The following is a 26,362-nucleotide window of genomic DNA, read 5'->3' on the forward strand; positions in this document are numbered from 1 at the left end:
AGGATGCGTCTCCCTAAAGATTCAGGTCTGTGAATTCTTCTTCTTCCGTCACCCGGACAACCTCTTCGACGGTGGTCTCGCCCGCGATGACTTTTTCCCAACCGTATTCGCGCAGCGTTTTTAATTTTGCCGTTTGTTGAATTACGTTAGACGAAGTGCGGGTGTTAATGAGTTCCCGAACCGGGTCTGTAATCATCAGCAGTTCAAATAAGCCGGAGCGGCCTTTGAAGCCCTGGTTGCGGCAATATTCGCAGCCGGTCCCGCGTTGGGCGGAGACGCCGTTGGGCAGCGAATCGCCCACCAGCGACAGCAATTCATGGTCGGGTTCATACGGCGCCCGGCAATGCGGGCAATTGCGCCGCACCAACCGTTGCGCGAGTACGCCGACTAACGAAGATGAGATCAAGTAAGGCTCCACGCCCATGTCGATCAAACGTGAAATAGAACCCGCAGCGTTGTTGGTGTGCAGCGTACTAAACACCAGGTGCCCGGTCAGCGCGGAACGGATGGCGATTTCAGCGGTTTCAAAATCGCGGATCTCACCCACCATGATAATGTCGGGGTCCTGGCGAACGATCGAACGTAATCCATTGGCGAAGGTCAGGCCGCGTTTGGCGTTGACATTCATCTGGCTGATGCCCTGCAAGTCGTATTCAACCGGGTCTTCGATGGTGATGATCTTCATCTTGGGCGTTTTGATCTGGTTCAACGCGGCGTAGAGCGTCGTGGTTTTGCCGGAGCCGGTCGGCCCGGTGACGAGAATGATGCCGTGCGTACGGCGTAGCAACAATTCAAAACTGCTGCGGGTGTCTGAAAAGAAACCCAGGTCGGTAATATCAATCAAGATATTCGTTTTGTCTAAAATACGCATGACCACGCTTTCCCCGTGAACGGTGGGGATGGTGGAGACGCGGAAGTCCAACTCGCGTTCGCCCAGTCGTAGCCGGATGTGGCCGTCTTGCGGGGTGTAGCGTTCGGCGATGTCCATTTCTGACATGATCTTGATACGTGAAATGATCGCCGATTGCAGGTGTTTGGGCGGCGGCGGCTGCTCTTGCAGCATCCCGTCGATGCGGTAGCGCACCACCAAGTCGTTTTCAAACGGCTCCACGTGAATATCGCTGGCGCCTTCTTCCACTGCTTGAAAAATAATCAGGTTGACCAGGTTAACGACGGTCGGTTCGCGGGCGAGTTCTTGCAAGTCAGCGATGTTTTCCGGGTTGACCAAATTTAGATCATCGTCTCCCGAACTCAGGTTTGCGATCATCTTCTCAATGCTGGCGCCAAAATAGCGTTCGATATTTTCCAGCAGCGCTTTTTTTCGGGCGAGCACAACCTGAATCTCACAGCCGGACAGCATCCGCAGGTCGTCGAAGACTTGCAGTTCGCTCGGGTCCATCGCCGCGACGGTGAGTTGGCCATTATTTTTATAGATGGGAAGAACGCAATGCCGCAGCGCAAATTCCGCAGGGACGGCATTGATTGCGGCGTGCGGCGCTTTTTCAGGAATTTCCTGCCAGGGTACGCCGTACGCTTTGCTGAGTTCATCCAGCAAGGCTTCTTCTTCGACCCAATGCCGACGCAACACAATTTCGTCCGGCGCGTCGCCAGTCTCGGCTTGTTCTTCTTTTACGCTTAGCGCTTGCTCATGCGTAAGCAGACCGCTCTCTATAAGGAGCGAGTAGAGTTCCGATGAATTCATCGATCACCACATCCCCTCGGCGAAAAGTTCTATATATGTTTCCAACTTAGGCAATAAACGGATATTAATTGAATAGAAGCGCGAGTTTCAAATTCTAAAAAAAGCCATATCATCCACACAGAGGTAAAGTAACACAATTGGTATCGTAAATAAATCAAAGTCCGCTACTTTTGTTCTGATAAACCAAAATTGTTATTAAAAACAATACGATCAAGCACTTCTTTGATATCATATATAACGATTTAGTCCGCGCTTTTGTTTCAAGTGTTCAGATAAAAGGAAATTTATTAATGAATCGAAAGTCTCCATTAGGCCGACTTTCAATCAAAGCGGTGATCGAATACACTATTGGAGCAAGATTATTTCTATTATTGAGGCGGAAACATGCCGATTTTTGAATTTCAGTGTACGAAATGTAACCATCAGTTTGAAGAACTCGTGTTCAATCGTGACGATACCCCCCTTTGCCCATCATGCGGCAATGAAAAAGTGGCGAAGCAACTCTCTACGTTTGGCGTAAACGCAGGCAATTCCAGCCCCTGCGGCAGCGAATCCTGCCCCATGCCCGAAGCCCCGGCTTGCGGGGGCGGCGGTTGCCCGTCGTGCATGTAACCCGACGCGCGCATTGACGAAAGCCGCGCCCGATACCACAATACTCTCTTCGTAACAATGTATAGGGAGAGGAAGGCATTCATGTCAGCGAAGATTGACCACAAAGAACTCCAGCGGCGCCTCAAAGAAGATGAACTGCAAGTGTTTTGGCAGCAATTCATTGGTAACGCACGCCGCTTCTATGAGAAGTCTGGACGCCAACTTTTAATGGGAATTGGCGTTGTCTTGGTAGCCATTATTGGCTGGTACCTATGGGGGATGAAAGCGTCCGCCGATTTTCAAGCGGCGCAGTTGACGTTTGCGACTGGCGTTACTCTGGCCCAGAACGAGCAATATGAGCCTGCGCTTGAACAATTCAATTCATTGCTGCAGAGCCACCCTGGCGCTTCGGTAACGACGTACGCCCGTTTGATGCGCGGCAGGTGTTTTGTCGAATTGGAAGATTACGACCGCGCGTTGCAGGAATATCAACAAGCGTTGTCGTCAGCGAAATCGAATGCGGATAAGGATTTGATCCGCGTGGCGATTGTGCAAGCGCAGCGCAGCCTGGGCAATGCCGACGCGGCGTTGAAAGAGATTGAAACCTTAGAAGCCAACGCCAAGGCGGATGATTTTACGTTTTACCTCGCCTATCTAAAGGGCGGCTGTTATGAAGAACTCGACCAGACCGACAAAGCGATTCAAGCCTATCAGTCGATCTCAAAAGATTCCGTCTGGAACAGTTTTGCCTTAGAGCGCTTAGATTGGCTCGAAGCAGAAGCCACCGCGCCGCTTCAATAATTTCTTTGATCATAGTGAAACAAAAAACCCGGCAAACATCGCCGGGTTTTTTTATGTCAACGTCCGTAAGGCTACGGGCGCAATATTTTTTCAAACACTAAAGAACCATCTCATAAATACTTGATATTTCGTTGCGTGCGGCATGGGTACAACTCTGCTCGCTTCAGTGCGGGCTATCAGGCCCTTATTCACAGGCGCTCTCAGAATTGCACCCATGCCTGATTTGGTTTGTCATTTATTGATATGCCGGAATACGTTTTCGGAATCTAAATTATGGTCATCTATTACGGTAAGTATTCACTTGCCGTATCGACCTAAAGTTATTTTTTGGGCTGGGCGCTGCAAACGCCGGGGATATCTAAAGCGAGTCCGTATTGGTATGCGAGGATGCTTTGGTCGTTGTTTGCTCTTTTGTGCGAATCATCATCAAGATGATCTCGAGTCACTTCGATAAAAAAACGGGCTGCGGATAACCGCAGCCCGAATCGTTTCGATTTGTATTATTGCAATTATACGCCGTTGGTGATGGTGCAGTCGACGTTCTGGTGCCCATCTTTGGAGCCGACCCAAAGAATGTCGCCAACGCTGGTTAGCCCATTGGATGTGTGGTAGACAAAATCGGGTTTGCCATTAGGGCAACTGCCCGTGCGTTGTCCGCCCCAACCATTTACGCCGTCAGGGCCCCATGCGTTAAGACGCCACATATAGCCCCAGGCGCCGGAAGCGCGCCAAGTATCTGTATCATGATCCTGATATGAATTAACATAATCGTATCCATTTCCCCATTGAGCAAAATCAGCCGTGTTCTCTCCGGCAAACGGGTCTAATGGAATGGATGAAAGATACGACACCGGGGTCGTCAAACGATATAAACGAATATCGTTTGGGTGGAAGTAATCGCCGCTTCCCGCAACGCGGGCTTTGTTGCATGGCGGCAACGCATTGTTGTCCAATTCATACATTTGCAATCCAGTTGAAATCGTTTTCATATCTGAAACGGTGCGGGCGACTTTTGCGCGGATTTGCGCATTCAAAAAATTGGGGACGGCAATTGCAGCAAGGATGCCGATGATGGCGACGACGATGAGAAGTTCAATCAGGGTAAACGCATTTTTCCTACAGGTATGCTTGCTCATGTCCTACTCCTATAAAATAAAAATAATGAATACATGAATTCATAGTAAAATTACCAGTATTTACTTGATTTGTCCAAGGGAGAACATTATATTTTCTATACTTCTTGCAAATGAAATGTAAATATTGACGGAAAGAGAACTCGATGGAACGGATTTTTGCATTGACGGGCGCTATTTTTGGCTTTTTGGGCGTTGGTTTCGGCGCGTTTGGCGCACACGCGCTCAAGGATAAATTAGACCCGTATTTTCTCGATGTGTTTGAAGTCGGCGTCCGTTATCAGATGTATCACGCGCTGGCATTGTTGTTTGTTGCCTGGGCGGCCTCGCGGGCGCCCGGCCTCGCGGTGCAAATCGCGGGGTGGGGTTTCATTCTAGGGACGCTCATTTTCTCTGGTAGTTTGTATATTCTCGCGCTGAGCGGCATCCGCTGGTTGGGCGCGATTACTCCCATTGGCGGCGTTGGGTTTTTGGTTGGCTGGGCTGCGTTGCTGGTTGCGTTCATTAAAATGAGATAAGGGCTTTCGTTTGATTTTCTTGTCGCTTCATGGCTACAATACCCTTTCACCGATGTTGTAATTGCGGGGAACCATTCTATTTATTAAGAAATTTTGAAATGAGGGGAACATGAACTTGACTCCACCCCCGATTGAATTTGAACGCCAACAAATCGTTGACGCGCGAAAAAAAGGCCCGCTAAGCCTGTTTGGCGTGTATGCAAGGTTGTCCGGCCCCGGCTGGCTGCAAAGCGCGATGACCCTGGGCGGTGGTTCGCTCGCGAGCAGTTTGTATTTGGGCGTTTTGGGCGGTTTCAGTCTGCTGTGGCTGCAACCGATGGCGGTGTTTCTCGGCATCGTCATGTTGGGGGCGATTGGTTACGTCACGCTCTCAATTGGCGAACGCCCCTTTGGCGCCATCAAAAACCATATCAACCCCGTCTTAGCCTGGGGATGGGCGCTGGCGGCGCTATTGGCCAACATGGTTTGGGCGATGCCGCAGTATTCACTTGCGAACGCCGTCGTCCAGCAAAACCTTTTGCCGAATGTATTCGGCGCGGAAGGGACGCTTGGCGACTTTTGGGGCAAGGTTGCGATTACGCTCTTTGTGTTGGTTGCGACAACCATGATTACATTTCTCTATGATAACAAAGGCTTCGGCGTAAAAGTCTATGAATGGATGCTGAAGGGCATGGTGGTGATGATCGTCGCCTGTTTCTTTGGCGTGGTGATGCGATTGACGTTTTCTGAAGAAGGCTTGGATTGGAGCGGGGTACTAGCCGGATTCATCCCCACCTTCAACCATTTTTGGAAGCCAGACATCAGTTTTTCTCCGCTGCTCGATCAATTGAGCGAATCGGCCCGCGCCTATTGGAGCGCTGTCATCGTCAACAAACAACAAGACGTGATGGTCGCTGCGACCGCCAACGCAGTCGGCATCAACATGACTTTCCTTCTACCCTACTCGATGCTTTCACGCGGGTGGGACAAGGATTTTCGCGGGCTTTCCATTTTTGATTTGTTTACAGGAATGATGATTCCATTCGTGGTGGTGACTGGTTTTGTCATTATCGCATCATCAAGCCAGTTTCACATGAAACCTGCACAAGGTCTGCTCGATAAGCAAGGCAACGTCATCGCCGATTCGAGCCACCGCCAGTTTGGTCAATATGACGATTTGTTAAAAGGCCGCTTGGCGCGGGTATCCGAATCAGAGGTACAGATCATCCCCGCCGAGCGCATGCTGGCCGCCACGTTAGTGAAACGCGACGCCGCCGACTTATCACAGGCGCTCACCCCGCTCACTGGAGATACCGTCGCCAACTGGGTGTTTGGACTTGGCGTTCTGGGCATGACGCTCTCCTCGATCACGTTAATGATGTTGATTTCGGGCTTTGTTATTTGTGAAATTTTTAATTTCCCGCATGGCGGCTGGCAGCATCGGCTGGGCTGCATGGCAGCGGCGACCGGAACCTTGGGGCCGTTTATCTGGTCAGGCAAGACGCTGTTCTGGCTGGCAGTGCCGACTTCGGTATTTAACTATACATTGTTGCCACTGGCGTACATCACCTTCTTTATTATGATGAACTCCAAGCGCTTGTTGGGTGAGAACATCCCGCGCGGCATGAACCGGGTGGTTTGGAACACGCTGATGGGAACAGCGACTGTGTTAACAACCATCGGCGCTGTTTGGCAAGTTTCCGCTAAAGCGGGAATCTATGGAATCATTGCAATTATCGTATTCACAATTGTTGTCTTATTTGGATTCACATTACGCAAGCCGGAAAATTACAACTCAACGCCGAAGGTGAGCGAGTAAAGTAAATTAATGATTGATCCCCCCTAGCCCAATGTCATTGACTTCAGGCTTTTAGCCCCCCTTAAAAAAGGGGGGTGGCGTCGAAGGCGCCGGGGGGATTCATGTAGATCAGATATAATTTGATTAATCTTCACCCAACGAATGCGTTGTGATGAGGTGCTCTTCAACAATGCGCCCGTTAATGAGGTGTTCTTGGATGATGCGCTCGAGTACATCCGGCGTGCAGGAGTGATACCACGCGCCCTCGGGGTACACCACCGCAATCGGGCCTTGCATACACACCCGCAAGCAGTTCGCCTTGGTGCGAAAAATGCCGCCGTCGCCCGTCAAATGTAATTCATCCAATCGAGATTTTAGATAATTCCACGACTCCAGGCTAACGTCTTTTGCGCAGCATTTGGGTTTGGTTTGGTCGGCGCACAGAAAAATATGGCGTTGAATTTTGGGGATGCCTAGTTGTTCTATTTGTTTCTGTAAACAATCCGTCATGGCGTTTCCTGTCCATTATTTTTTTGATTAAGTTTCTGTTCTGGACTTTTCGTTAACCGCATCCAAGATAGACTAAATATAGGCATCTCAAACCGTTCGTCACCCGAGGCTTTCTCTGCATGAAACACACTCTCTCTCTTATTGCATCTATTCTCGTTGCGCTGGTGGTACTTTTTCTTCCTGAATCCATGTTGCCATTCGCAGGCATCACCGTTATCGAACAGCGCGTGATGGCGCTATTTGTTCTCGCGGCCGTGTTTTGGATCGTGGAACCCATCCCCGTTTACGCGACCTCGGTGTTAATCATTGTTTTAGAACTATTGATGATTTCCGACAAGTCTCTGATCTTTTTCGCCGGTTCTAAAGACGACCCCTCGTTTGGAACTGCGCTGAGTCATAAAGCCATTATGGCGACCTTCGCCCATCCAATTATATTGCTTTTTCTCGGTGGGTTCTTTCTGGCGATGGCAACCAGTAAATATCGCCTTGACCTCAATTTGGCGCGAGTCATGTTAAAACCGTTTGGTAAAAATCCCAAGTTGATTCTATTGGGATTGATGACGATTACGGCGATTTTTTCGATGTTTATGAGCAACACCGCCACCACCGCCATGATGTTCGCAATATTAACCCCGGTCTTGGGTGCATTTGAAGTTGATGATCGTGGGCGGATCGCCTACATACTCGGAATTCCCTTTGCCGCAAACATTGGCGGCATCGGCACTCCAATTGGTACGCCGCCGAACGCAATCGCGATTCGCTATCTTACCGGAGACAATGCGATTTCGTTTGCGGGATGGATGGCGTTTGCCGTCCCGTTTGTTATTGTTATGCTGATTTTTGCTTGGGTGCTGTTACTGTGGTTTTTTCCGCCGAAGACCGACACGATTGAAGTCAAAATTAAGAGCAAGTTTCTGACTCATTGGCGCGCCATGACTCTGTACATTACATTTGCTGTTACCGTTTTGTTATGGGTTATTGGTTCCGCGTCGGGCATGAACTCGTATGTCATTGCGATGATTCCGGTGGCGGTTTTTTCGGTAACGCAGATTATTACCAAAGAAGATTTAAAAAATCTCAGTTGGGACGTTCTCTGGCTGGTCGCAGGCGGTTTTGCTTTAGGCCTTGCGTTAGAAGATTCCGGCTTGTCGAAGCGGTTGATTGAGAGCATTCCCTTCGGCACATTTTCGCCTTATTTCATTGTGCTCACCTGTTCTGCTTTGACCTTGCTGATGGGCACATTCATGTCGCACACCGCAACGGCGAACTTGCTCATGCCAGTTATTGTCGTGTTGGGGACGACGCTCTCATCGCTAGAACCGCTGGGCGGCGGCAAGATGTTGATCCTGACTTGCACCTTTGCGGCGTCTCTTGCAATGGCGTTGCCAGTCAGTACGCCGCCGAATGCGATTGCGTACGCCAGCGGAATGGTCGATACCCGGCACATGATGAAAACCGGAGTCATCATCAGCAGCGTTGGGCTGATTGGCGTATATGGATTGATGATTGTTCTTCGTATGGTAGGCGTTATTTAAGATATGAATGACGTATTACACGGAGCATATAATGATACGACAGCCAACTTGCAGTGGTTGAAGGAAACCTATTTTTCCGACTCGTCCCGCCGCTTGAAACTTAAAAAAGGGGACGTTTTGCTTCGTGAAGGCGACCACAACGACCGCTTGTTTTTAGTCATCTCTGGAATGCTTCGCGGCTCCACCAAAGATGACAGAGGCAACCCGTTTGAGATTTTACGCGCGCGGAAAAATGCGTTTGTCGGCGGCCCGAGTTTCTTTTCCAAAAGTTATATCAGTCTGAGTACGGTGGTCGCCGAAGACGACTGTGAAGTCGCGTATATTGAGGCGTCGCAGCCCGCCGTGTTTGACGGTCGAACCGACTCGCTGGCCGAACAGTTTTTGCCTCACATGATGTTAGAACTCATCCACCGTCAACAGCGCGTACACAAAATCGCTCTCGCAAATGAAAAAGCGTTGCGGGCTTTGATCCATTCAGAAAAAATGGTTTCGATGGGAAAAATCGCGGCGTGGATCGCCCACGAACTCAACAACGCCGTCGCGGTGTTAAAGCGCAACTGCGATTGGTTGGGGCCGAATCTCGCGGAGATGTATAAAAAAGACGTGCAAGCGCCGTATCCATTTTTTGAAAAAGGATGGAACGAAGGGCGGCGGCTCTCCAGCCGTGAAGCGCGCCAACGCACAAAGGAACTGAAGGCGCTCTATCACATCAACGACGTCGAAGCCCAGCGGTTGGCCCATACCGGAATGGATGACGACAGCCTTGCGCAATATAAACCCGAACTGATGAAACGCGCTGGAGAACTCGCGCACTACTGGGAAATCGGCGCGACGCTGAACGATATGAAATCGGCGGGCGAACACGCGATTCATGTGGTAAAATCCGTACGTGAATTGGGCGCGCAAAATTCCGACCGCGCCCCCGGATTGTTCATCGACGATTGCATCCGTGAAGTCGTGACCTTAATGGCCAGCCCGTTACGTAAAGTAAACGTGGAACTCGAATTGGGCGCCCCCAAGCCAGTGGTCGGCAACAAAGGCGAAATCGTACAAATCTTAATCAACCTGTTACAGAATTCCTGCGATAGTTTGTTTACCGCAAAAACGCCAAGCCCGTCGTTGCGTATCGGCTCATTCGACGAAGACAATTGCGTTAATTTATCCATCTCAGATAACGGCCCGGGAATTCCACCGGCCATTTTGCCGCATATTTTTGAGCCTCATCTCACCACCAAGACAGATGGTCAAACGACTGGCTTAGGATTAGGGCTTATGATTGTCGAACGCATCATTGATAGCTACGGCGGAAAAATTGACGTGAAAAGTAAACCCGGCGAAACGCTCTTTTTATTACAGATCCCAAGGGGGGGCGAAAATGTCTAAACCCACTATCGTACTTGTCGATGACCAGCGAGATGTACTCACTACGGTTCTAAAGGATCTGGAAGAATTCAATGAGTATTTTGCTTTTGAATCGTGTGAATCAGCCGAAGAGGCGTTTGAAGTGCTGGAAGAAATTGACGCAGCCGGCGGTGCGCCGGCGTTGATTGTTTGCGACCATATCATGCCCGAAAAAAATGGCGTGGAGCTCTTGGTCGAATTAAATAACGACCGCCGCTTTCGCGATACGCGCAAACTGCTGCTCACGGGGCTGGCGACCCATCAAGATACCATTATCGCCATCAACGCGGCGCGCATTGACCAATTCATCGAGAAGCCGTGGGAAAAAGACCAACTGGTCAACACCGTCAAACGCTTGGTAACCGAATACCTGCTTGAAAAGGGAATCGACTACAAACCATTTTTGCCGATTCTTGACCAAGAGGCGCTGTATCGTAAATTACGGATGGAAACCTGATCGCCTATTGAGCGGCTGAATCAGGGACCGCCCAAGGCCATTGCGGGACCGGCGCCTTGGGTTTGTACGGCGTTTGCGCTTGACGAATGCCAATCGCGTCTTTGCCTTCCCAACGCACCAGCGTATCGTCTTCGCGCAGATAGCCGCGCGCGTCAATGTGGACGTAGGGCGTTTGCACCACTTCGCCCCGTTCATAATAATCGTGGTGTGGATACGGCCCCGCGCCGCCGACCAGTTCGCTGCCTTGATCGCGCAGCGCCTTATCGAGCGCGTCGGCTGACTTCATCATTTCTCGCGCATCATCCATGGTGACGCGCCCGTCCCCATTCAGGTCGTCTAAAACCAGGTTGTCGTCTTCGTCGATGATAAAGTCGATGGCCAGCCCATACATGTGCATCGAAAACGGCGACTTGAGCGTCAATTCACCGTCGCGGTTGCGGCGCCCGATGTTATAGTCCGGGCTGCGGTATCCATAAAAGATTTTTAATTTTTTGACGGGATGCCCATCGGCGGCTAACTGTTGTTCGAACAAATCAATCTTACGTAAGATATAAGGATGGATGGCGATGTAGCGCGGGTAATCCATCGACAAAAAACGCGGGTCCAGATCAAAATCGCCTAGCGTATAATTTTTAAAAACCTTGATGAAATAGGTTTCGCGGTCGATTTCATAAAATAGCTTGGGTTGAGAATAGGTCTCGGCGTTGTCTTTAATGCGTTGTTGTACGATGGCGTCTCCGATTAATTTTAAATGTTCGGGTTTCAGCGGGTCGGGATATTCGCCGACCACAAATCCATTCACGCGCCCGTTTTTGATTTCAGGAACGTAGTAGGGAACAATGCACACTTTCTCCGCAACGAAGGAGATTTTCAGTTCCTTCGGTTTTGAAAAAGCGAACAAGCCTTGTTTGGGCGGGGCGTATTTTATATCGCCTTCGACGCGAATGGTTTGCTTGCCGGGCGCGGGGTTTTTCCAAACGCAGACGTCGCCATTGGCTTCAAGCGTTCCTGAGGACGCGCTCCAACGCCATTCGCCGGGTTCGGGGATGTAATCTTTGGGCGGCGCCGGAGTCAAGTTCGTCTGGCAATGAAACTCCAATGGCAGATTATGGGTGGTGACCAACACTGCATCGCTTTGAAAGGGTTGGTTGGCGCATTGCAAACGAGTTTCAACTGAATAACTCACGTCCTCTTGGGCGGCGCCCGGCGCGGTGTGCGCAAGAAATAAACAAAGCGAAATAATCGCAACGCTGCTGCATAAAAGAAAAATTCGTGATTTCATAAGCCTCAACCAGTAAATGAATTGACTTGCTTGACTTGATTCGGTTCGCTTGCATAGTATCACGAGAGTTGTTGTTTCAGACAAGAGTGAATTGAGGGGAAACTCGTATGCCGTGGGCTGATGCGCCGTGTCGTGAAACTGTGCGAAAGATGATTGTCCGCTCCTCAGAGAAGGACATGCTTTCCGGGTCGCATTTGATCTACGGCCCGCCGGGCGCGGGGCAGTATGAAGTCGGTCGCGCATTGGCGATGACGCTGCTGTGTCCTGAAGTGGAAAACGATTTTTGCGGCGCGTGTTCGGTCTGTCAGCGCATTCTCGCCAAAACCCATCCCGATTATATTGAACTTCGCCCCGAAGACGATTGGGAAAAGCCCGAGCGCAAAGGCCGCGACTATTCCGTCGGGCACATGCGTCTGGTGATGGAGTTCGCCCGTCTTGAGCCGCATGAGGGCGAGCGCAAAATCTTTCTCGCGCACGATGCGCACCGCATGACGATTGCGGCGGCGAACAGTTTGTTGAAACTGCTTGAGGAACCTCACGCCCGGCTGCTGTTTATTTTATTAAGCGACAACGAATCCGCTGTCTTGCCGACGATCCGTTCGCGCTGCCGTCGAATTCGTCTCGCGCCTTTAGAAGCGCAGGGGCTGATTGATCGTCTCGAAGGCGTGTCAAAATCCGAAGCCGAAACCATCGCGCGCGCTGCAGGCGGATTGCCCGAAAAAGCCCAGTCGCTCATTGAGGGAGAGTATCTGCAAGAGCGCGATGAGATTCTCAAAATATTGCAAAGCGTTTTGAAACATGAGGCCGCTGTCACCGAAGCGGCGGATTGGCTCGCCAAAGACCGTGAGCGAATGCGCGACCGCTTGCATATTCTCGCGGGTTTGTTGCGCGACGCTTCGCTGGCCGCCTGTGGCGCGGACGGCCCTTACGTAAATCCCGACCGCCTCGACGTCATCCAAAAAGAGAGCAAGGCCGCTTCGCCGGAAGGATGGATGATCAAAGCCGAGTCGGTGTTGGATTCAATCGAAGGTCTCGACCGTAATTGGAATCCATCGCTTTTATTCGCAAAACTTTTTTTAGAAATTCGTAACGGATAGTCTGCTCCACTAGCCCGACCGCTGGGGTTTGGGTTTATAATGCATGAATTCTGTATGGCTGTTAAGAAATTCAATTCACGCGAAGCAAGGAGTCTGTAATGAGCGTTAGTATATGGATTCGTCTCAGTTTTATGATGATGTTGCAATATTGGGTATGGGGCGCCTGGTATTCGTACCTGCCAATTTACATGGACGACACGCTCAATTTTACGGCTTTTCAGGGCGGCGTGATGATGAGCATGTTATATTTCGCCTCCATGATTGCTCCATTCATTGGCGGTCAGATTGCCGACCGTTACATGGCAAGTGAACGCTTCCTGGGCATTTCACAAATACTCGGCGGCGTCATGATGATCTTACTCGCCGGGCAAACCGAATACTGGCCGTTTCTGATTTTAATGTTTATGTGGTCGATGTTTTATGCGCCGACCATCCCGCTGACGAACGTCATTTGTTTTCAGAACCTGAAAAATGTGGAACGGGATTTCGGCTGGATTCGAATCTGGGGGACCATCGGTTGGATTCTGTCAGGCTTTGCATTGACCTATTGGCTCCGACTGAATCCTGACGGCTCCAATTGTATGAAGCTCGCTGGCTATGCGGGCGTTGTGTACGGCGTGTTTAGTTTCTGCCTCCCACATACGCCGCCGAAAAAAGAAGCGGGAAAACCCTTCGCCTTTTTAGAAGCGCTTAAATTGTTGAAGAACCCGACCTTCTTAACATTTATGATTATTTCGTTCGTGGTCGCGACCGAATTGCAGTTCTACTATTACCTGACAGGCCCGTTCCTCGCGGATTTAGGCATGAAGACGGAAGACATCCCTGCATGGATGACGTTGGCGCAAATTGCGGAAATCGTTTCGCTGATTGTCTTATTGCCGTATGTGCTTCCACGGGCGGGAATCAAAATGTCCATCGCGATTGGCATCATCGCCTGGCCTGTTCGTTATATTATCTTTGCGATGGGCGGCCCCTTGTGGTTAATCATCGCTTCGTTGCCGCTGCATGGATTGTGTTATGTGTTCTTCTTTATTGTTGGACAGATTTATGTAGACAAGGCGTCTCCAAAAGGAATTCGCAACTCCGCACAAGCGCTGCTGACCTTTGTGACGTTTGGTATGGGCATGACCTTAGGCGGCGTCTTTGCGGGATGGATTCGCTCAATCTTTACTTCTCCTGGAATTGATGGGGGCGATCCGATTGTTAACTGGACGTATGTATTTATCGTTCCGATTGTATTGACGGTATTATGTGCGCTTACATTTCTTGTGGTCTTTCGTGAGCCGGAAATCGAAGACGAGCCGGAAGCCGCGCAAGCCTAACGCCGTAAAGATAGAGATTCCAATGCGGGGCCTTCTTATGCTACAATCAGTGTAATATGAGATTGGCTGAGAGGGCCCCCAAATTTGGAGTAACAAGTTCATGACAAAACTTCACCCTGCCAAAGCGCTGGTTGTATCGCGGCGCGCGTTCGGGTTGGCGGTCGGCGGCGCGGTGTTTTCCGGCTGTAACGTGACCATTCCAAACCCTGACATCCTGACCCCGCGCGATTCGTTTTTAAACGCTCCTACGATGATTGATTCGCGGCGGGAATTTGGTTACCTGGGCACCTATTCGATTTTTGTTCCTGCAACGACCAATATTTTTCTGGCTGGCGCGGAAGACGGCGTCGTGTTAGAAAGCCCGGACGGGCACATGCAGGATATCGCGCCGGAGAACAGCCCGATCGAAGCGCTGCAAAATATAATTCACGGCGGCGAGACCTTAGACATTTACGCGAGCGGGGTCGCCCGCCATATCCCCAATCGAAATGTTGAATTTGGCCCCGGTGGTTGGTCTACGCAGATTGAGGCGGGGCCAGAACGTAATATTAATGCGATTCAGGCGCCGATTGGCGCGCTGATTGGTTTGTTTAATAACAGCCGGACGCCATTTTTGGTTGGACAGCGCCGTCAAGTTGTGGTTCCGCGCTCGACGCGTTCGCTCTATTTGGCGCTGATGGATTTCCCTGGCGCCTCATCGAATAACCAGTTGGGCTACCAGGTCTCGATTGAAGTCATCCGCCGGTAGTGTTTCCTCAATCAAATCGGTATAACACCGCGTCGCCCTCACGGTGTTCTTCGCGTAAATGAATAAAGCGGAACCGGTCCCAGTCGCTCTTCAAATGTTTCGGCGGGCGGTCGTAGTGCTTTCCGCCGTCTAAAAACCATTCAACCCCCAATCGCCGTAATTGACTGGCTGCTTCTTCGGGACCGGTTTCCAGCCAGAGATGCAATTGCTCTCCAAATAATTCGTCGCTGAAATAGATTTTTTGATCGAGGTAATAGGGATATTCACTATTGAATGAATAAATCTTCGCCTCATTGCGCAAGCGGACATCCATCCAATCTTTCATGTCGAATAAATGTTGCGGCATGATGTTGCGTTCTGACAGCCATTGGCGCCGGGCAGGCTCGCTCAGCCGGATCTCGCCGCGCCATTTTAGGTTCGGAGATGAAAAATACGCGCTCTTGTTCATGGCAAATGACGCGACCAGCGCAATCAGAATCGCATTTACCATAAACTCGCGTTGCTTGGCCCGCTGAGTCAGTCCATGCAAAAAAACAATGATCGCCAAGGCAACGATTGGGTAACTGGCTGAAAATAAGCGTACGACGGCGTGTCCCCACAACAACGGAAAAAACAGATAGACGCACAGCGCCGCCAACGCGGGATTGAAGCCGCGCTTGCTTCGTATGAATAGCATAAAGAGGAGCGCGACAACGCCCATGCTAAACAACACATCGGTATTAAAAATCGCCCACTGGATGTTGTTCCACACCATTTGCCCCCATTCCATGATGGTGTGCGCTTTGAATGGAGCCAGCCCGTGGACATTGGCGTAGGTTTCGGCAACGGCTTGATAGTGCGGCTTGGTGTTGAAGACGCCGCTTAACGCGGGGAAAAACGGGTTGCCCGTATAGATGTAGGATTTCACGAGCCACGGCGACGCCATCGCCCAGGCGATCAATGAATATATCGTAATGGCTTTCAATCGACTGAGGGTATGGGTGCGCTTTTGCAGCGCCCAGCGCAATATCATAAAAACAATCTGGGCGCCGAATACAAAAAAGATCGCGGTGAATTTTGTTCCGAGCGCCATCCCGCAAAATAAGGCCGCAAGATAAAACGGCGCCTTGCGTCCGCTTTCAAAGTGATACAACAGCAACAGCGTTGATAGCAAGAGCGAGAGTTGCAGCGGGCGGTACACGTTGACCATCACAGGTAGTTTGTAATGAACGCAGGCCAGCAGGACAACGCAGACAGGCAGCATCCATTGTTTGCCCGCGTAGCGCTTGGCGGCGCCCGCCAGCCCAATCAGCAGCGGAACGAAATGGAAGAGCGTAAAAAATTTGGCTGACGTATCATTGCCCAACATGAGAGTGACGGCGTAGTGCAAATGGGCGTTCATGGGGTAATGCGACGGCAGGTTGAATGGAACCTCTTGAATTTGCCCGCCGTGGTTGAGATAAAACTGCGGTACGAACAGATGATACCAAAGCGAATCCACTTCCCGTTCCGGCACACAGGCCGCGACCATATAGGTCAGCAAAAACAGCCCAACCAAGATAGCCGCGACGGGAGAGAGGCGCACAAGGCGAGGAAGCCTCCGTACGGCTGGCTTGAGTTCATTCAATAATGCGCTTGCTGATATCAATGCGGTTATTGATACAACGGGAAGAATGACGGACGGTTTGAGACAGCCAAGAAGCCCCATAACCAGCAAAAAATATGAAATCACCGTCTCACCAAGCAAAAACGCGACCGCGAGACGATACGACTTCGGGATAAAAACAGGCAAGCTGCGCAACAATAAGGCGCCGAATGCCCATACCCATATAAATTGCAGTAAACCCCATAAAATATTAAACATATATCCTGTTTCTTATGATTCACGTTAATTAAAAAAGGCCATTATAGTGTGAATTATGCGTTTTTATAAAATACATGTACAATATATTACATCAAAGACTTTTCTTTAGATATTTTTGCTAGTTGCCGATATTTTGTAGGTACTAGGTACAAAGAGGCTTGGTGATGGAAGAATTACATATCGGTGCGCATTTCATTGAGTCAGCGCGGACGTCCTTCGAGAAGATGAAGACGTTGGCGGAAAAAGCGATTGACCAACTCTCCGATGAGGAGTTGTTGTGGATGCCTGACTCTGAAACCAATAGCATTGCAGTCATCGTTCAACATCTGCGCGGCAATATGCTCTCACGCTGGACGGATTTTTTGACCTCGGACGGCGAAAAAGAGGGCCGCGACCGTGACCGCGAATTTATGCCTGTCGAGTCGATTGACCGCTATGTGCTTCTTCAGCAATGGGAAGAAGGCTGGGCCTGTGTGTTTCATGCCTTGCAGAGCATCCCACCAGACGAAGTGCTGAACCACGTCGCCATTCGCGGCGAACAGCTTACCGTAATCGAAGCCATTCACCGCCAGATTTCACACTATGGCTACCACGTTGGTCAGATTGTCCAGATTGCGAAATTACGCAAAGGCGCTTGGTGGAAATGCCTGTCGATTCCTAAAGAACAATCGAAAACGTTCATCCCGCCCGTCAAGAATTAATTTTGGTTCTTCCGTAAATTGGATACTTTTTCACAAATTGAATTGAGATTTCTAGAAGCTATCTCATAAAAACTTGATCTTTCGTTGCGCGTGGCATGGGTACAACTCCGCTCGCTTCAGTGCGGGCTTTCAGGCCCTTATGCACAGGCGCTTACAGAGTTGCACCCATGCCTGAATTGACTTGTCAATTTTTGATAGGTCGGAATACGTTTCCGTAATCAAAATTCAGGCATCTATCAGTCCAGGTACTCACTTACCGGAAGAACCTTAATTTTAATTTTCAACCCGTTTGATTTTAGCGCCGAGTGAGGTTAAGCGTTCGTCGAGGCGTTCATAGCCCCGGTCGATTTGTTCGATATTTTGGATCTCGCTGGTTCCCTCTGCGCACAACGCCGCCATCAGCAGCGCCATCCCGGCGCGAATATCGGGGCTGCTCATGTTTTGCCCGCGCAATGGGGTCGGCCCGACCACGACGGCGCGGTGAGGATCGCAAAGAATGATGTTGGCGCCCATCGCGATCAAACGGTCGGTAAAGAACAGGCGACTCTCGAACATTTTCTCAAAGATCATCACCGTCCCTTTGGTTTGGGTGGAGATAATCACCGCGATGCTCATCATGTCAGCGGGGAAGGCAGGCCAGGGGCCGTCGTCGATTTTAATGAGTGAAGTGTGGATGTCCGGCTTGATCTCCATCGGCTGGTCTTTGGGGACGAAAATATCCTTGCCGCGAATTTCGACTTCAATGCCGAGATTGCTGAATTGATGCAGCGCCATGCGTAAGTATTCCGGCGCCGCGTTTTTGATGAGAATCTCTCCACCAGTGACTGCGGCGAGTCCGATAAAACTTCCGACTTCAAGATAGTCCGCTGCGATCGTGTGTTCGCCGCCGCCGAGTTCTTCGACGCCTTCGATGGTCAACACGTTAGAACCGACGCCGCTGATTTTTGCGCCGAGGTTGTTAAGGAACGCGCACAGTTGTTGGACGTGCGGTTCTGACGCGGCGTTGCGAAGGACGGTCACGCCGCGCGCGAGTGAGGCGGCCATCACTAAATTTTCCGTAGCGGTGACGCTGGCTTCATCGAGAAGGATGTCAGTCCCGCGCAAACGGTCTGTGCACCACACATGATAGGTTTCGCTGTCGTAGTCTACTTGCGCGCCCATGGCGTGAAGGCCTTGCAAGTGGGTGTCGATGCGTCGCCGTCCGATGCGGTCTCCGCCGGGGAAGGGCAAGCGGACCCGTCCGCAGCGCGAGAGGATCGGCGCGAGCAGCAAAATTGAGCCCCGGATTTTCCGGCAGAGATCAATCGGCAGTTCGGTGCGTTCGATGATGGAGGCGTCGATGGTCGCCTGGTGCGGTGCGGTGCGGTCTGTTGTTGCGCCGGAGAGACGAAGCAATTCAAACAACGATTCTACGTCGCCGATGCCAGGCACATTTTGAAACGTAACCGGTTGGCGCGTCAGTAGCGACGCCGCGAGCACGGGCAGCGCTTCGTTTTTGTTTCCTGCGGGTTCAATGGTTCCTTGCAGCGCAACGCCGCCTTCAACAACAAATTTCGCCATGAGTCATCTTTCGTTTGGTTGCGTTCTATGGATGATACGGTTCAATCAAGGTGATGGTCTCGTCATCCGGCGCATCTTCGCTCAAGTATAACCGATAGACCGGCCATCCCGGATACTGTTCGATCAAGGCGCGGTTTCTTTCATCGCCTAAATCCAATGCGACGATCCAACCGGATTTTAGCCAAGGATCAAGCAATGTGAACACCGCATAATAATCGTAATCGTACTCAACGAAAATAACCGCGTTCTCATCTTGTAATTCATTTTTTACTTGCGCGTAAACTTCGTCGCGTACGCCCCAGTATTCATCACCGACGTCACGCAGCCGTTCCGGCCATGCCGTCGCCAACGCCCAGATGAACCAAAACGCTAGAAGAGCAATCACAACGCCTTGTACTGCCTGTTTTGATTTTTGGAACCACTCAGGCAGCGCTCCGCATAGTTCCGAAATGCCGCGCGCTGTGAGTATGAACCAGAATGGGGAGGTTTCATATAAAAACCGTGGACCAAAACAAAAATCTTGATAAAAGTAAAACGCATACGCGACCGATTGCGACAGCGCCGCCGCCAAAACGAGCCAGTCGAGATTGTTTCGTTTGAATCCAGGCAGAAACAAAGCCGCCGCGAAAACGAGGCAGGGCGCGGGCCAACCAAACAGCCAATAATTCAGCCCGTTCAAATTGCGCATCGAATTCGAGAAGCCGCGCAACGGCGTATGGTGGACGGTATTCTTGCGGTTCGGCATGATTTCGCCTGAAATCCAGGCAACATCGCCAAAGCCCAGTGGGATGCCGTTGTATTGTTTTTGATAGGGACTGATCCAAGGCGAACCGGTTGTTTTTGCGTTGTATGTGAATTGAAACAACACGGGCGGTAATACGCCGAGCAGGAAGACCGCCGTCCATGCGGTGCGTTTCATCAGATTGCGTTTTTCATGAAACAGCCACCACAAACCGCCCAGTATGCCAAACGCGAAGCTGGTCAACGGCCGGGTTTGGTAGGCGTATCCCAAGCCGAACCCGGCGACGGCTCCCCAAAAATAAAAATGTTTTTTTGATTTCGCGCTCAAAGAATTAAGCAGGCCCCAGAAAAAAATCAAAATAAAAAGCAAGCAAGTTGGATGGTTCATGTAGCCGGCGGCCATGATGAGCGTGAACGGCGACGCTGCGTACAACGCGACCGCAAGCCGCGCTTGCGGCGCACTGGTGATTCGTTGTGCAAGAAAAAAAAGCGGCAGGACCGCTAACGCAACGATCAACGGATTTACTAAGTTTGAAAATCCAACCGCGACGCCGATCGCTAACAGTAGCGTGAAGCCCGGTGGATAGATCGAGTACCATCGTCCTTGGTCGGTAAGAATATACAAGCGTTGAAAAAAAACCAGCGTCTCTGGGGTTGGCGCCGTAAAGGCCCCGCGCGCAAAGATTTTTGCTTGGAAGAATTGCGATACGCTGTCATGCACATGGGGAATGCCGCCGAGCAAAACATGGTTCAGCGTTACGCCAATCACAAAAACAAAAAGAAAAACCACTGCAAGATATACAATGTCCGCCTTGTGGGTTTTTGGTTGGACTGCAAAAGCGAATATGCGTTTGAACCCTGCTGCAATTGCTTCAAATGCTTGTTCCCTGTATGAGAGCGCCCACAGCGAGATTGAAAAAAACAACCCAAGCGAAAGCGTCCAGGCCGTGCATAGCCACATCCAGTTTTCATACATCAGGCGTTCCCAAACAATCAAACTGCAAAAGGGAAACATGCTTGCGATCAAGCAAGCGAATGGGAGCAACGCAAGCAACGCGGTTGAAGAAAACTTTGTGCGCGCGCGAAAATGTCTAAAGAGATCAGCTATGATGACGATCAATGTGAGGAGGAATATGCCGCTGACTAACTGCGCTTGAAACAAACGCACCCAACGCAAAAAATGAAAACGGCGTAAGAGCGATGGATCGGCGTTGGAGCAACAAAATAAAAATCCTAACGCGATCAATAACGCGCTGAAAAAGAAAATGGCTTGTTGAGGGGTCGCAGATTTTTTTTTAAGTTGACGCATTTTTTTGTTTTTCTTTTTGGCGTATTCATGTAGTATGAAGCATATTCTGGTTCACTTTGCAATGAAATGTGTGGGATGGAAATAGAACAGCGGTTATAAATTCTTTCGATAAACATGAAGTTTTTTCTTGACAACATGATATTTATGGTAATATAACATTAGGGAATACAAAAATTTCCAATCCGTTCCAATCAAAAAGAGATAGGGACGAAGAAACGAGGTGGGAATAGGATGGTCAGAAAAACTTCGAGCGCCAAGAAGAAGACCACGGCCAAAAAGAAAACCGCAGCGAAGAAAACCGTGAAAAAGGCCGCGCCAAAAAGAGCGGCAGTGAAGAAGACCACGGCGAAGAAAAAAACCGCTGCAAAGAAAACGACAGCGAAGAAGAAAACCGCTGCCAAGAAAACCACGGCCAAAAAGAAAACCGCAGCCAAGAAAAAAACGACCGCGAAAAAGAAAACGGCAGCCAAGAAAACCACGGCCAAGAAAAAAACTGCGGTCAAAAAGAAAACGGTTGCGAAAAAGAAAACCGTAGCCAAGAAAAAACCGGCAGCCAAAAAAACTGTAGCGAAGAAGAAAACGGCCGCCAAGAAAAAAGTCACAAAGAAGAAATAATTGTTGTTCCGTTTGTAACACCATTTCATCCTGCTGGAAAATCGGCAGGTTTGATTGGGTGACTACCGAACGGAAAAAAAACTGGTTATTATATGCTCGGCCTTGTCGGCTTTGACGGCAAAGGCCGGGTGTCTCTCTTTTCTCGGCGGAACATGATCGCCGGAAAACGCCATTGTCATGGACTTGGCGATATTTTTTGGGTTGACGGACCGCTCAAGCGGGGGCTTGGGTGCGTTTTTCCTTTCCCGGTTGTCAATAGCTGTGCTATGATGTGGGGTGTAATGTTATCTCCATGTCGTGGTGGTGCGCTATTTTTGACTTCAACCTAAAATTTACGCTGAGGACTGATGATGAAAGACAGTAATGTTCGACCTATAAAGTCTGCTTTTCAGTCCGGCGAGGTGATAGAACTCATCCGCCGTTTGGATGACATCAAAATTGACCCCGTCCGTCTCCATTACTATGAGAAAACGGGGCTGATTCGCGCTAGCATCCGTCCGGCGCAAGGCTGCGGAAAGCACAAACTCTATTCCTTCGCCGACCTGGTTATGCTGCGCTGGTTTCTTCAGCTGCGCAAGCAAGGCTTGAGTATGCAGAAAGTGCGCCGGGGCATTTCCTATCTACGGCGCAATATGCCCAAATTCATCGAAAAGCCGTTAGAGCATGAATTGTTCTTCGTCACCGACGGGCAAGACATGTTTGCATTAGTCAACGGCGGCGAAGAAGCCATTTCGCTGGTTAGCACCCCAGGGCAGAAGTTCTTCGGCGTGATGGTGTATGACTTTAGGAAGATGATTGACGATACCCGCGAAGCGGTCGCCAAGGCGGCGTAAGGCGGTCAGTCGTTATAGAACGATAGGCTCGCAAAGGTTACGACTGATTCGGTATCCTGTTCGATGGCGCGGTCGTAGTTCAAAAGGCGCCCTTGTTTCGGGCGGGTGATATCCAACAACATATATATCGGAGAAAGGCCGCACACATTGTTGCGGTCTTTTTTTATGGCGATGCTCTGGTAAAACGCTTCTGCGTCGCATTCAACCATCGCGTCGAGTAGTTCTTTGTCTTCCCGTTCCACCCGCGCTAATTCTTTCTCAGAAATTCCCTCCACATGGCCGAAGCGTTTACCAACGTGGCTCAGGTCGGCCCCGGCGATCACGCAGACCGGCCCCGGATAGTTCTCGATCATGTCCCGCAACACGTCGAGCGCCCCGGCAAAGCGCACGTCCTCGCGCGGCGAAACGCCGTCACGCACATAGCGGTGCAACGATCCCGTCAGAATGGGAACCATCTTTGCGTTGCGGTCTTCGAGGACATGCCGCAGCCACACCGATTGAAACTCGACGGAGTGTTCGTCGCGATGCAGCAATTCTTCGACGAATACGTCATACGGCGCGCGTTGGTTAAACTCCTCGACGAAGGCTTCGTCGGTCGGCATCAGCCCCAGCGGCGTGTCATAACTTTTTTGGGTAGCAATGAACAGGCCTTCGCGGCTTTGGTGTCCCGTGCCGAATACGACATACAGGTCGGCGGGCGGCGCGGCGGCAATTTCGTTATAAGCATGGGCAAAGCCCAGTCCGCCGCGATGCAGATCAATATGTGGAGAAACCAGAGCGGTCAGCATCTTCGCAGGCGAAGGCGTTTGTGTTTGCTGGCGGGCTTGTTCTTGTAATTGATTGAGTAGGGCGCGTAACTTTTCCGGGTCGCCTTCATAGGCTTGCCCGGCGTGAAAGGCCGCCCGGTTGGGCGCCGCGTGATAGGCTTGCTCGAGTTCGCAAACTGCGGAGTCAAATGTCAGTGAATGAAGGTAAAATTCGGAATCGAGTTTGAGAACGAGTTCTTCCAGTTGTTGCATGGGCAGCACTTGCTGAAGTTGGCGGGTGCTTTCTTGTTGGATTTCTTCTAGCGTCCGTGTGCCGTCAAACAGCGAAACGATATACACCGCCGCTTGCGGCAAGAGCAGCGCGTGTTCGGCGATGCGTTGCGGGTCGCGCAGGCAAATGCGTTGTTCGCCATTTTCACTGATGGGGAAAGCCTCGACGGCGCGAACCCGCGGGCGGTGTAAATCAGGTCGGGAAGTGGATAGGGTAGAGGAATTCACAAGCGCCTCTATGAAAACGGCGTCCCGAGGGACGCCGAAGATTTCAGTCAACGTCGGGGCGACTGGACTCGAACCAGCGACCCCCTACTCCCGAAGCAGGTGCGCTACCAGACTGCGCTACGCCCCGAACATTGCGAAGCAATCGTACCCGCAAACCGAATTTTCATCAAGTCAAATGGGCAAAATCATTGCTCAAATTTGATGTTTGCTCACTTGGTGAATTTTCAACCAAAAACGGGCGGGAATTTCCCGCCCGTCCATACTTTTGATGGGATATCGGTTTTATTGAATTAAAACAACGTCGCCGAAACTGCTGGTTCCGTTAGATACGTCGTAAGGGAAGCCCATGCCGAACGCATTGTTGTAAGCGCCGCGTGAGCCGTCGGGGCCTGCGCCGAGCAATACATATTGCCCTTCACGAAGCGCATGCAAGCCCAATCCTTGCAACACTTCATTATTACCCGATTTGAAATACGCCAGCCCGATATCGCCCTCACCTGCGCCTTGCGGGTCATTGTCGGCATACATGTAGGTGTAGGGCGGGACGAGGTCGGCGCTGATCAATGCGCTGCCTGTGTCGTTACCTGACGCATTAGAAAAAAACGGGTCTAACGGCAAGCCCGACATATAGGCGACTGGAGAGGTCAAAGGCGCAAACAGCCCCGCCATTCCGCCGCGGTCATTTTGCGCTGCGCCGCCGACGCCGCCAAAAATATCTTGCATGCGTTCAACGCCCCAGTCGGTGTCGTCATCCCAAAAATCGACTAATAACACGCCCCGGTCGAGGCGCAGTTGTTCGATGGCAGTGACGGTGTTGCGCATGTCCGCCTGAGCGCGGGCAATCTTGGCGCGCATTTGCGCGTTTAAGAAGTTGGGTACGGCGATCGCGGCGAGAATTCCAATGATCGCCACGACGATAAGCAGTTCAATTAAAGTAAATCCCCGTTGCTTCCGCATTCAACATCCTCCCACAGATATGAATCAGTGAAATTGTATATACTGATTATGCTCGAATATTACCAGTATTTTATATAATACACAAACTATTTCCGTCATAAGTTGTCAATTCTTGTAACCGCTTGTGATGGTTACTGCTTTGCATTAGTCTTAACGCATTCCTATTAGAAACGGGTACGGGCGCGAATGAAAAAGAAAGAAAAAGCGATTGATCCTCAAAGCGTTTTAAGCGTTTTAAAACGCCGCAATGAAGCATTCGCCGCTTTGCTCAACGACAACTTGTTAGACATCATGCTGGGGCAGGCGTCGCTGCAATCGTATGAACCAAAAGGTTTGATGATGAAACAGCATGATCCCTCTGATTCGTTGTACATCATTTTAGATGGACGCTGTACCGTCGTGGTCAATGACAAGGTGGTCGGTCATCTCGAGGCGGGCGACATCGTCGGCGAAATGGGCGTGATTCAAAATACACCGCGCAGCGCCAGCGTGATCGCGATTGAACCGACGGAGGCGTTGCGCGTTCCCGGCGCCGAATTTAAAAAGATGCTGTCCGACGGTCAATTTTCGTCTTGGATGATTAACCTGCTGACCGATCGGCTCAAGCGGGTCTCGTATGATTGCGCCCACGTGATGAAGGAGATGGACGAGATGGTGCTCGACCAAATGGAACTGGCGCGGGTGCAGCGTTCGTTGTTGCCCAAAGAACTGCCGATGGACCCCCGCATTCGATTGCATGTGCTTTATTCGCCCTGCGCGTACGCCGGCGGCGATTATTATGACGCCATCATGTTAGACAAAGACCGCATCATGTTGGTCATCGCCGACGTGACCGGCCACGGCGCCCAGGCTTCGATTTCGATGGCGATTGTCCGGTCATTTATTCGTCAAAGTTCTATTGGTAAAACCACTAGCACGATCTTAAAGCGCTTAAATAAATATTTGTTTGAATACGGCCCCTCGCAACATTTTGTGACCGCGCAAATCGCGATTATTGATCTGGCCAATTTGAAAATGCAATTCAGCTACGCCGGACACCCGCCAATGCTTCACTTGCGGGAAGGCGTGTGCGAGCCGATGCGCGGGCCGCGTTCGTTCTTTTTGCGCTTTCGCCCGGAAGCCAAATTTGAATCCTCAACCTTAAAACTCCATCAGGGCGACCGGTTGGGATTATACACCGATGGAATTATCGAAACCTTCAACGCCGAAGGGACCATGTTTAACCTCGACGGAATGCAGCATTTTATGGTGGATTCAAGAAAAGAACCGATTGCTTCGCTGCCATCGCTGATGGAAACGCGCCTCAACCAGTTTAGCGAAGGCAGCCCGATGGAAGACGACATCACCTTCTTCGTGGCGGAACTGACTTGAGCGCCGCCGGATAGGGGACTCGCAATGAACCAATCCCTTCTGCGTTGGCTGCGTCCATCGGTCCTTTATCCAACTCTTCTTGCGTTAATATTGAGCGCTTTTTATGGCGGATATTTAGCGCCTCACAACCAGATGTTTACCGTCCTTACCTGGGACGCCTTTCGCGACATCATTACAGCCCAACACATCCGGGCGGGCGGCGCCGTATGGGCCGACCCGGTCTTGGATGGATATTGGTTCTGGTATCCGCCGACAAACGCCATTCTCTTTTCGACGATTTCCTCACTTTTGCA

Annotated in this window: 23 protein-coding genes, 1 tRNA gene and 1 pseudogene; 15 read left to right on the forward strand and 10 right to left on the reverse strand. The window is 50.7% G+C overall.

Annotation, left to right across the window (positions count from 1 at the left end; all coding sequences use genetic code 11):
* Positions 1–13 precede the first annotated feature (13 nt).
* Entirely contained in the window at positions 14–1,702 is a 1,689-nt protein-coding gene (locus P9L94_15825; protein ID MDP8245554.1) for an ATPase, T2SS/T4P/T4SS family, read from the reverse strand.
* A gap of 384 nt (positions 1,703–2,086) precedes the next feature.
* Between P9L94_15825 and P9L94_15830 the strand changes: the two genes are divergently transcribed.
* Together P9L94_15830 and P9L94_15835 are read left to right on the forward strand one after the other, a co-directional pair.
* Complete coding sequence (locus P9L94_15830; GenBank protein MDP8245555.1) at positions 2,087–2,314, forward strand: zinc ribbon domain-containing protein; 228 nt, start codon at positions 2,087–2,089, stop codon at positions 2,312–2,314.
* 81 nt (positions 2,315–2,395) lie between these two features.
* A complete protein-coding gene (locus P9L94_15835) occupies positions 2,396–3,094 on the forward strand; it encodes a tetratricopeptide repeat protein (GenBank protein MDP8245556.1) in 699 nt (232 codons plus the stop codon).
* 509 nt (positions 3,095–3,603) lie between these two features.
* Here the strand turns inward: P9L94_15835 and P9L94_15840 are convergent.
* Complete coding sequence (locus P9L94_15840; GenBank protein MDP8245557.1) at positions 3,604–4,230, reverse strand: prepilin-type N-terminal cleavage/methylation domain-containing protein; 627 nt, start codon at positions 4,228–4,230, stop codon at positions 3,604–3,606.
* 143 nt (positions 4,231–4,373) lie between these two features.
* On the opposite strand from P9L94_15840, the gene P9L94_15845 reads away from it, so the two are divergent.
* Together P9L94_15845 and P9L94_15850 are read left to right on the forward strand one after the other, a co-directional pair.
* A complete protein-coding gene (locus tag P9L94_15845; GenBank protein MDP8245558.1) occupies positions 4,374–4,745 on the forward strand; it encodes a DUF423 domain-containing protein in 372 nt (123 codons plus the stop codon).
* Positions 4,746–4,854: 109 nt separating this feature from the next.
* Entirely contained in the window at positions 4,855–6,543 is a 1,689-nt protein-coding gene (locus P9L94_15850) for a divalent metal cation transporter (GenBank protein MDP8245559.1), read from the forward strand.
* 123 nt (positions 6,544–6,666) lie between these two features.
* Here P9L94_15850 and P9L94_15855 read toward each other — a convergent pair whose 3' ends face one another.
* Positions 6,667–7,032: a hypothetical protein gene (locus P9L94_15855; protein MDP8245560.1), complete on the reverse strand. Its 366-nt coding sequence runs from the start codon at positions 7,030–7,032 to the stop codon at positions 6,667–6,669.
* Positions 7,033–7,151: 119 nt separating this feature from the next.
* Here P9L94_15855 and P9L94_15860 point away from each other — a divergent pair, with 119 nt between their 5' ends.
* From P9L94_15860 to P9L94_15870, 3 genes are read left to right on the forward strand one after another with little or no spacing between them, the layout of a single operon-like run.
* Entirely contained in the window at positions 7,152–8,567 is a 1,416-nt protein-coding gene (locus tag P9L94_15860) for an SLC13 family permease (GenBank protein ID MDP8245561.1), read from the forward strand.
* Positions 8,568–8,570: 3 nt separating this feature from the next.
* Positions 8,571–9,950, forward strand: a complete 1,380-nt coding sequence (locus tag P9L94_15865) for an ATP-binding protein (protein ID MDP8245562.1) — start codon at positions 8,571–8,573, stop codon at positions 9,948–9,950.
* Complete coding sequence (locus tag P9L94_15870) at positions 9,943–10,425, forward strand: response regulator (GenBank protein ID MDP8245563.1); 483 nt, start codon at positions 9,943–9,945, stop codon at positions 10,423–10,425. Before P9L94_15865 ends, P9L94_15870 begins: the two co-directional genes overlap by 8 nt.
* A 4-nt stretch (positions 10,426–10,429) precedes the next feature.
* Here the strand turns inward: P9L94_15870 and P9L94_15875 are convergent, their stop codons facing one another.
* Positions 10,430–11,707 (reverse strand): hypothetical protein, encoded by a 1,278-nt coding sequence (locus P9L94_15875; GenBank protein MDP8245564.1) that lies wholly within the window; start codon positions 11,705–11,707, stop codon positions 10,430–10,432.
* A gap of 107 nt (positions 11,708–11,814) precedes the next feature.
* On the opposite strand from P9L94_15875, the gene P9L94_15880 reads away from it, so the two are divergent.
* The 3 genes from P9L94_15880 (at position 11,815) to P9L94_15890 (ending at position 14,874) form a co-directional block, all read left to right on the forward strand.
* The gene (locus P9L94_15880; GenBank protein MDP8245565.1) at positions 11,815–12,804 is read left to right on the forward strand and encodes a DNA polymerase III subunit delta' C-terminal domain-containing protein; all 990 of its coding nucleotides are present in this window, start codon (positions 11,815–11,817) and stop codon (positions 12,802–12,804) included.
* 98 nt (positions 12,805–12,902) lie between these two features.
* On the forward strand, positions 12,903–14,126 hold the full coding sequence (locus P9L94_15885) for an MFS transporter (protein ID MDP8245566.1): 1,224 nt from the start codon (positions 12,903–12,905) through the stop codon (positions 14,124–14,126).
* Between the two features lie 100 nt (positions 14,127–14,226).
* Entirely contained in the window at positions 14,227–14,874 is a 648-nt protein-coding gene (locus P9L94_15890; protein MDP8245567.1) for a hypothetical protein, read from the forward strand.
* Positions 14,875–14,881: 7 nt separating this feature from the next.
* Here the strand turns inward: P9L94_15890 and P9L94_15895 are convergent, their stop codons facing one another.
* Positions 14,882–16,717 carry a hypothetical protein gene (locus P9L94_15895; GenBank protein MDP8245568.1) on the reverse strand — a complete coding sequence of 612 codons (1,836 nt, stop codon included), beginning with the start codon at positions 16,715–16,717 and terminating at the stop codon, positions 14,882–14,884.
* Positions 16,718–16,881: 164 nt separating this feature from the next.
* Between P9L94_15895 and P9L94_15900 the strand changes: the two genes are divergently transcribed.
* Entirely contained in the window at positions 16,882–17,418 is a 537-nt protein-coding gene (locus P9L94_15900) for a DUF1572 family protein (protein ID MDP8245569.1), read from the forward strand.
* Between the two features lie 273 nt (positions 17,419–17,691).
* Here the strand turns inward: P9L94_15900 and murA are convergent, their stop codons facing one another.
* Entirely contained in the window at positions 17,692–18,978 is a 1,287-nt protein-coding gene (gene murA / locus P9L94_15905) for a UDP-N-acetylglucosamine 1-carboxyvinyltransferase (protein MDP8245570.1), read from the reverse strand.
* Between the two features lie 25 nt (positions 18,979–19,003).
* On the reverse strand, positions 19,004–21,028 hold the full coding sequence (locus tag P9L94_15910) for a glycosyltransferase family 39 protein (protein ID MDP8245571.1): 2,025 nt from the start codon (positions 21,026–21,028) through the stop codon (positions 19,004–19,006).
* A 231-nt stretch (positions 21,029–21,259) separates the two neighbouring features.
* Between P9L94_15910 and P9L94_15915 the strand changes: the two genes are divergently transcribed.
* Positions 21,260–21,643 carry a hypothetical protein gene (locus P9L94_15915; protein MDP8245572.1) on the forward strand — a complete coding sequence of 128 codons (384 nt, stop codon included), beginning with the start codon at positions 21,260–21,262 and terminating at the stop codon, positions 21,641–21,643.
* Positions 21,644–21,990: 347 nt separating this feature from the next.
* The gene (locus P9L94_15920; GenBank protein MDP8245573.1) at positions 21,991–22,476 is read left to right on the forward strand and encodes a MerR family transcriptional regulator; all 486 of its coding nucleotides are present in this window, start codon (positions 21,991–21,993) and stop codon (positions 22,474–22,476) included.
* A 5-nt stretch (positions 22,477–22,481) separates the two neighbouring features.
* Here P9L94_15920 and amrB read toward each other — a convergent pair whose 3' ends face one another.
* The 3 genes and pseudogenes from amrB to P9L94_15935 all read right to left on the reverse strand — a co-directional run bounded on the left by amrB (position 22,482) and on the right by P9L94_15935 (position 24,698).
* Positions 22,482–23,741, reverse strand: a complete 1,260-nt coding sequence (gene amrB / locus P9L94_15925; protein MDP8245574.1) for an AmmeMemoRadiSam system protein B — start codon at positions 23,739–23,741, stop codon at positions 22,482–22,484.
* 53 nt (positions 23,742–23,794) lie between these two features.
* A tRNA-Pro gene (locus P9L94_15930) sits at positions 23,795–23,868 on the reverse strand.
* A gap of 734 nt (positions 23,869–24,602) precedes the next feature.
* Positions 24,603–24,698: pseudogene (locus tag P9L94_15935) on the reverse strand (prepilin-type N-terminal cleavage/methylation domain-containing protein).
* Positions 24,699–24,884: 186 nt separating this feature from the next.
* Between P9L94_15935 and P9L94_15940 the strand changes: the two are divergent.
* Together P9L94_15940 and P9L94_15945 are read left to right on the forward strand one after the other, a co-directional pair.
* Positions 24,885–26,069, forward strand: coding sequence for a SpoIIE family protein phosphatase (locus P9L94_15940; GenBank protein ID MDP8245575.1), 1,185 nt, complete (start codon positions 24,885–24,887; stop codon positions 26,067–26,069).
* Positions 26,070–26,093: 24 nt separating this feature from the next.
* A partial coding sequence (locus P9L94_15945) for a hypothetical protein (GenBank protein MDP8245576.1) occupies positions 26,094–26,362 on the forward strand: 269 nt, incomplete at its 3' end.

It is taken from the genome of Candidatus Hinthialibacter antarcticus (assembly GCA_030765645.1).
GTDB lineage: Bacteria > Hinthialibacterota > Hinthialibacteria > Hinthialibacterales > Hinthialibacteraceae > Hinthialibacter > Hinthialibacter antarcticus.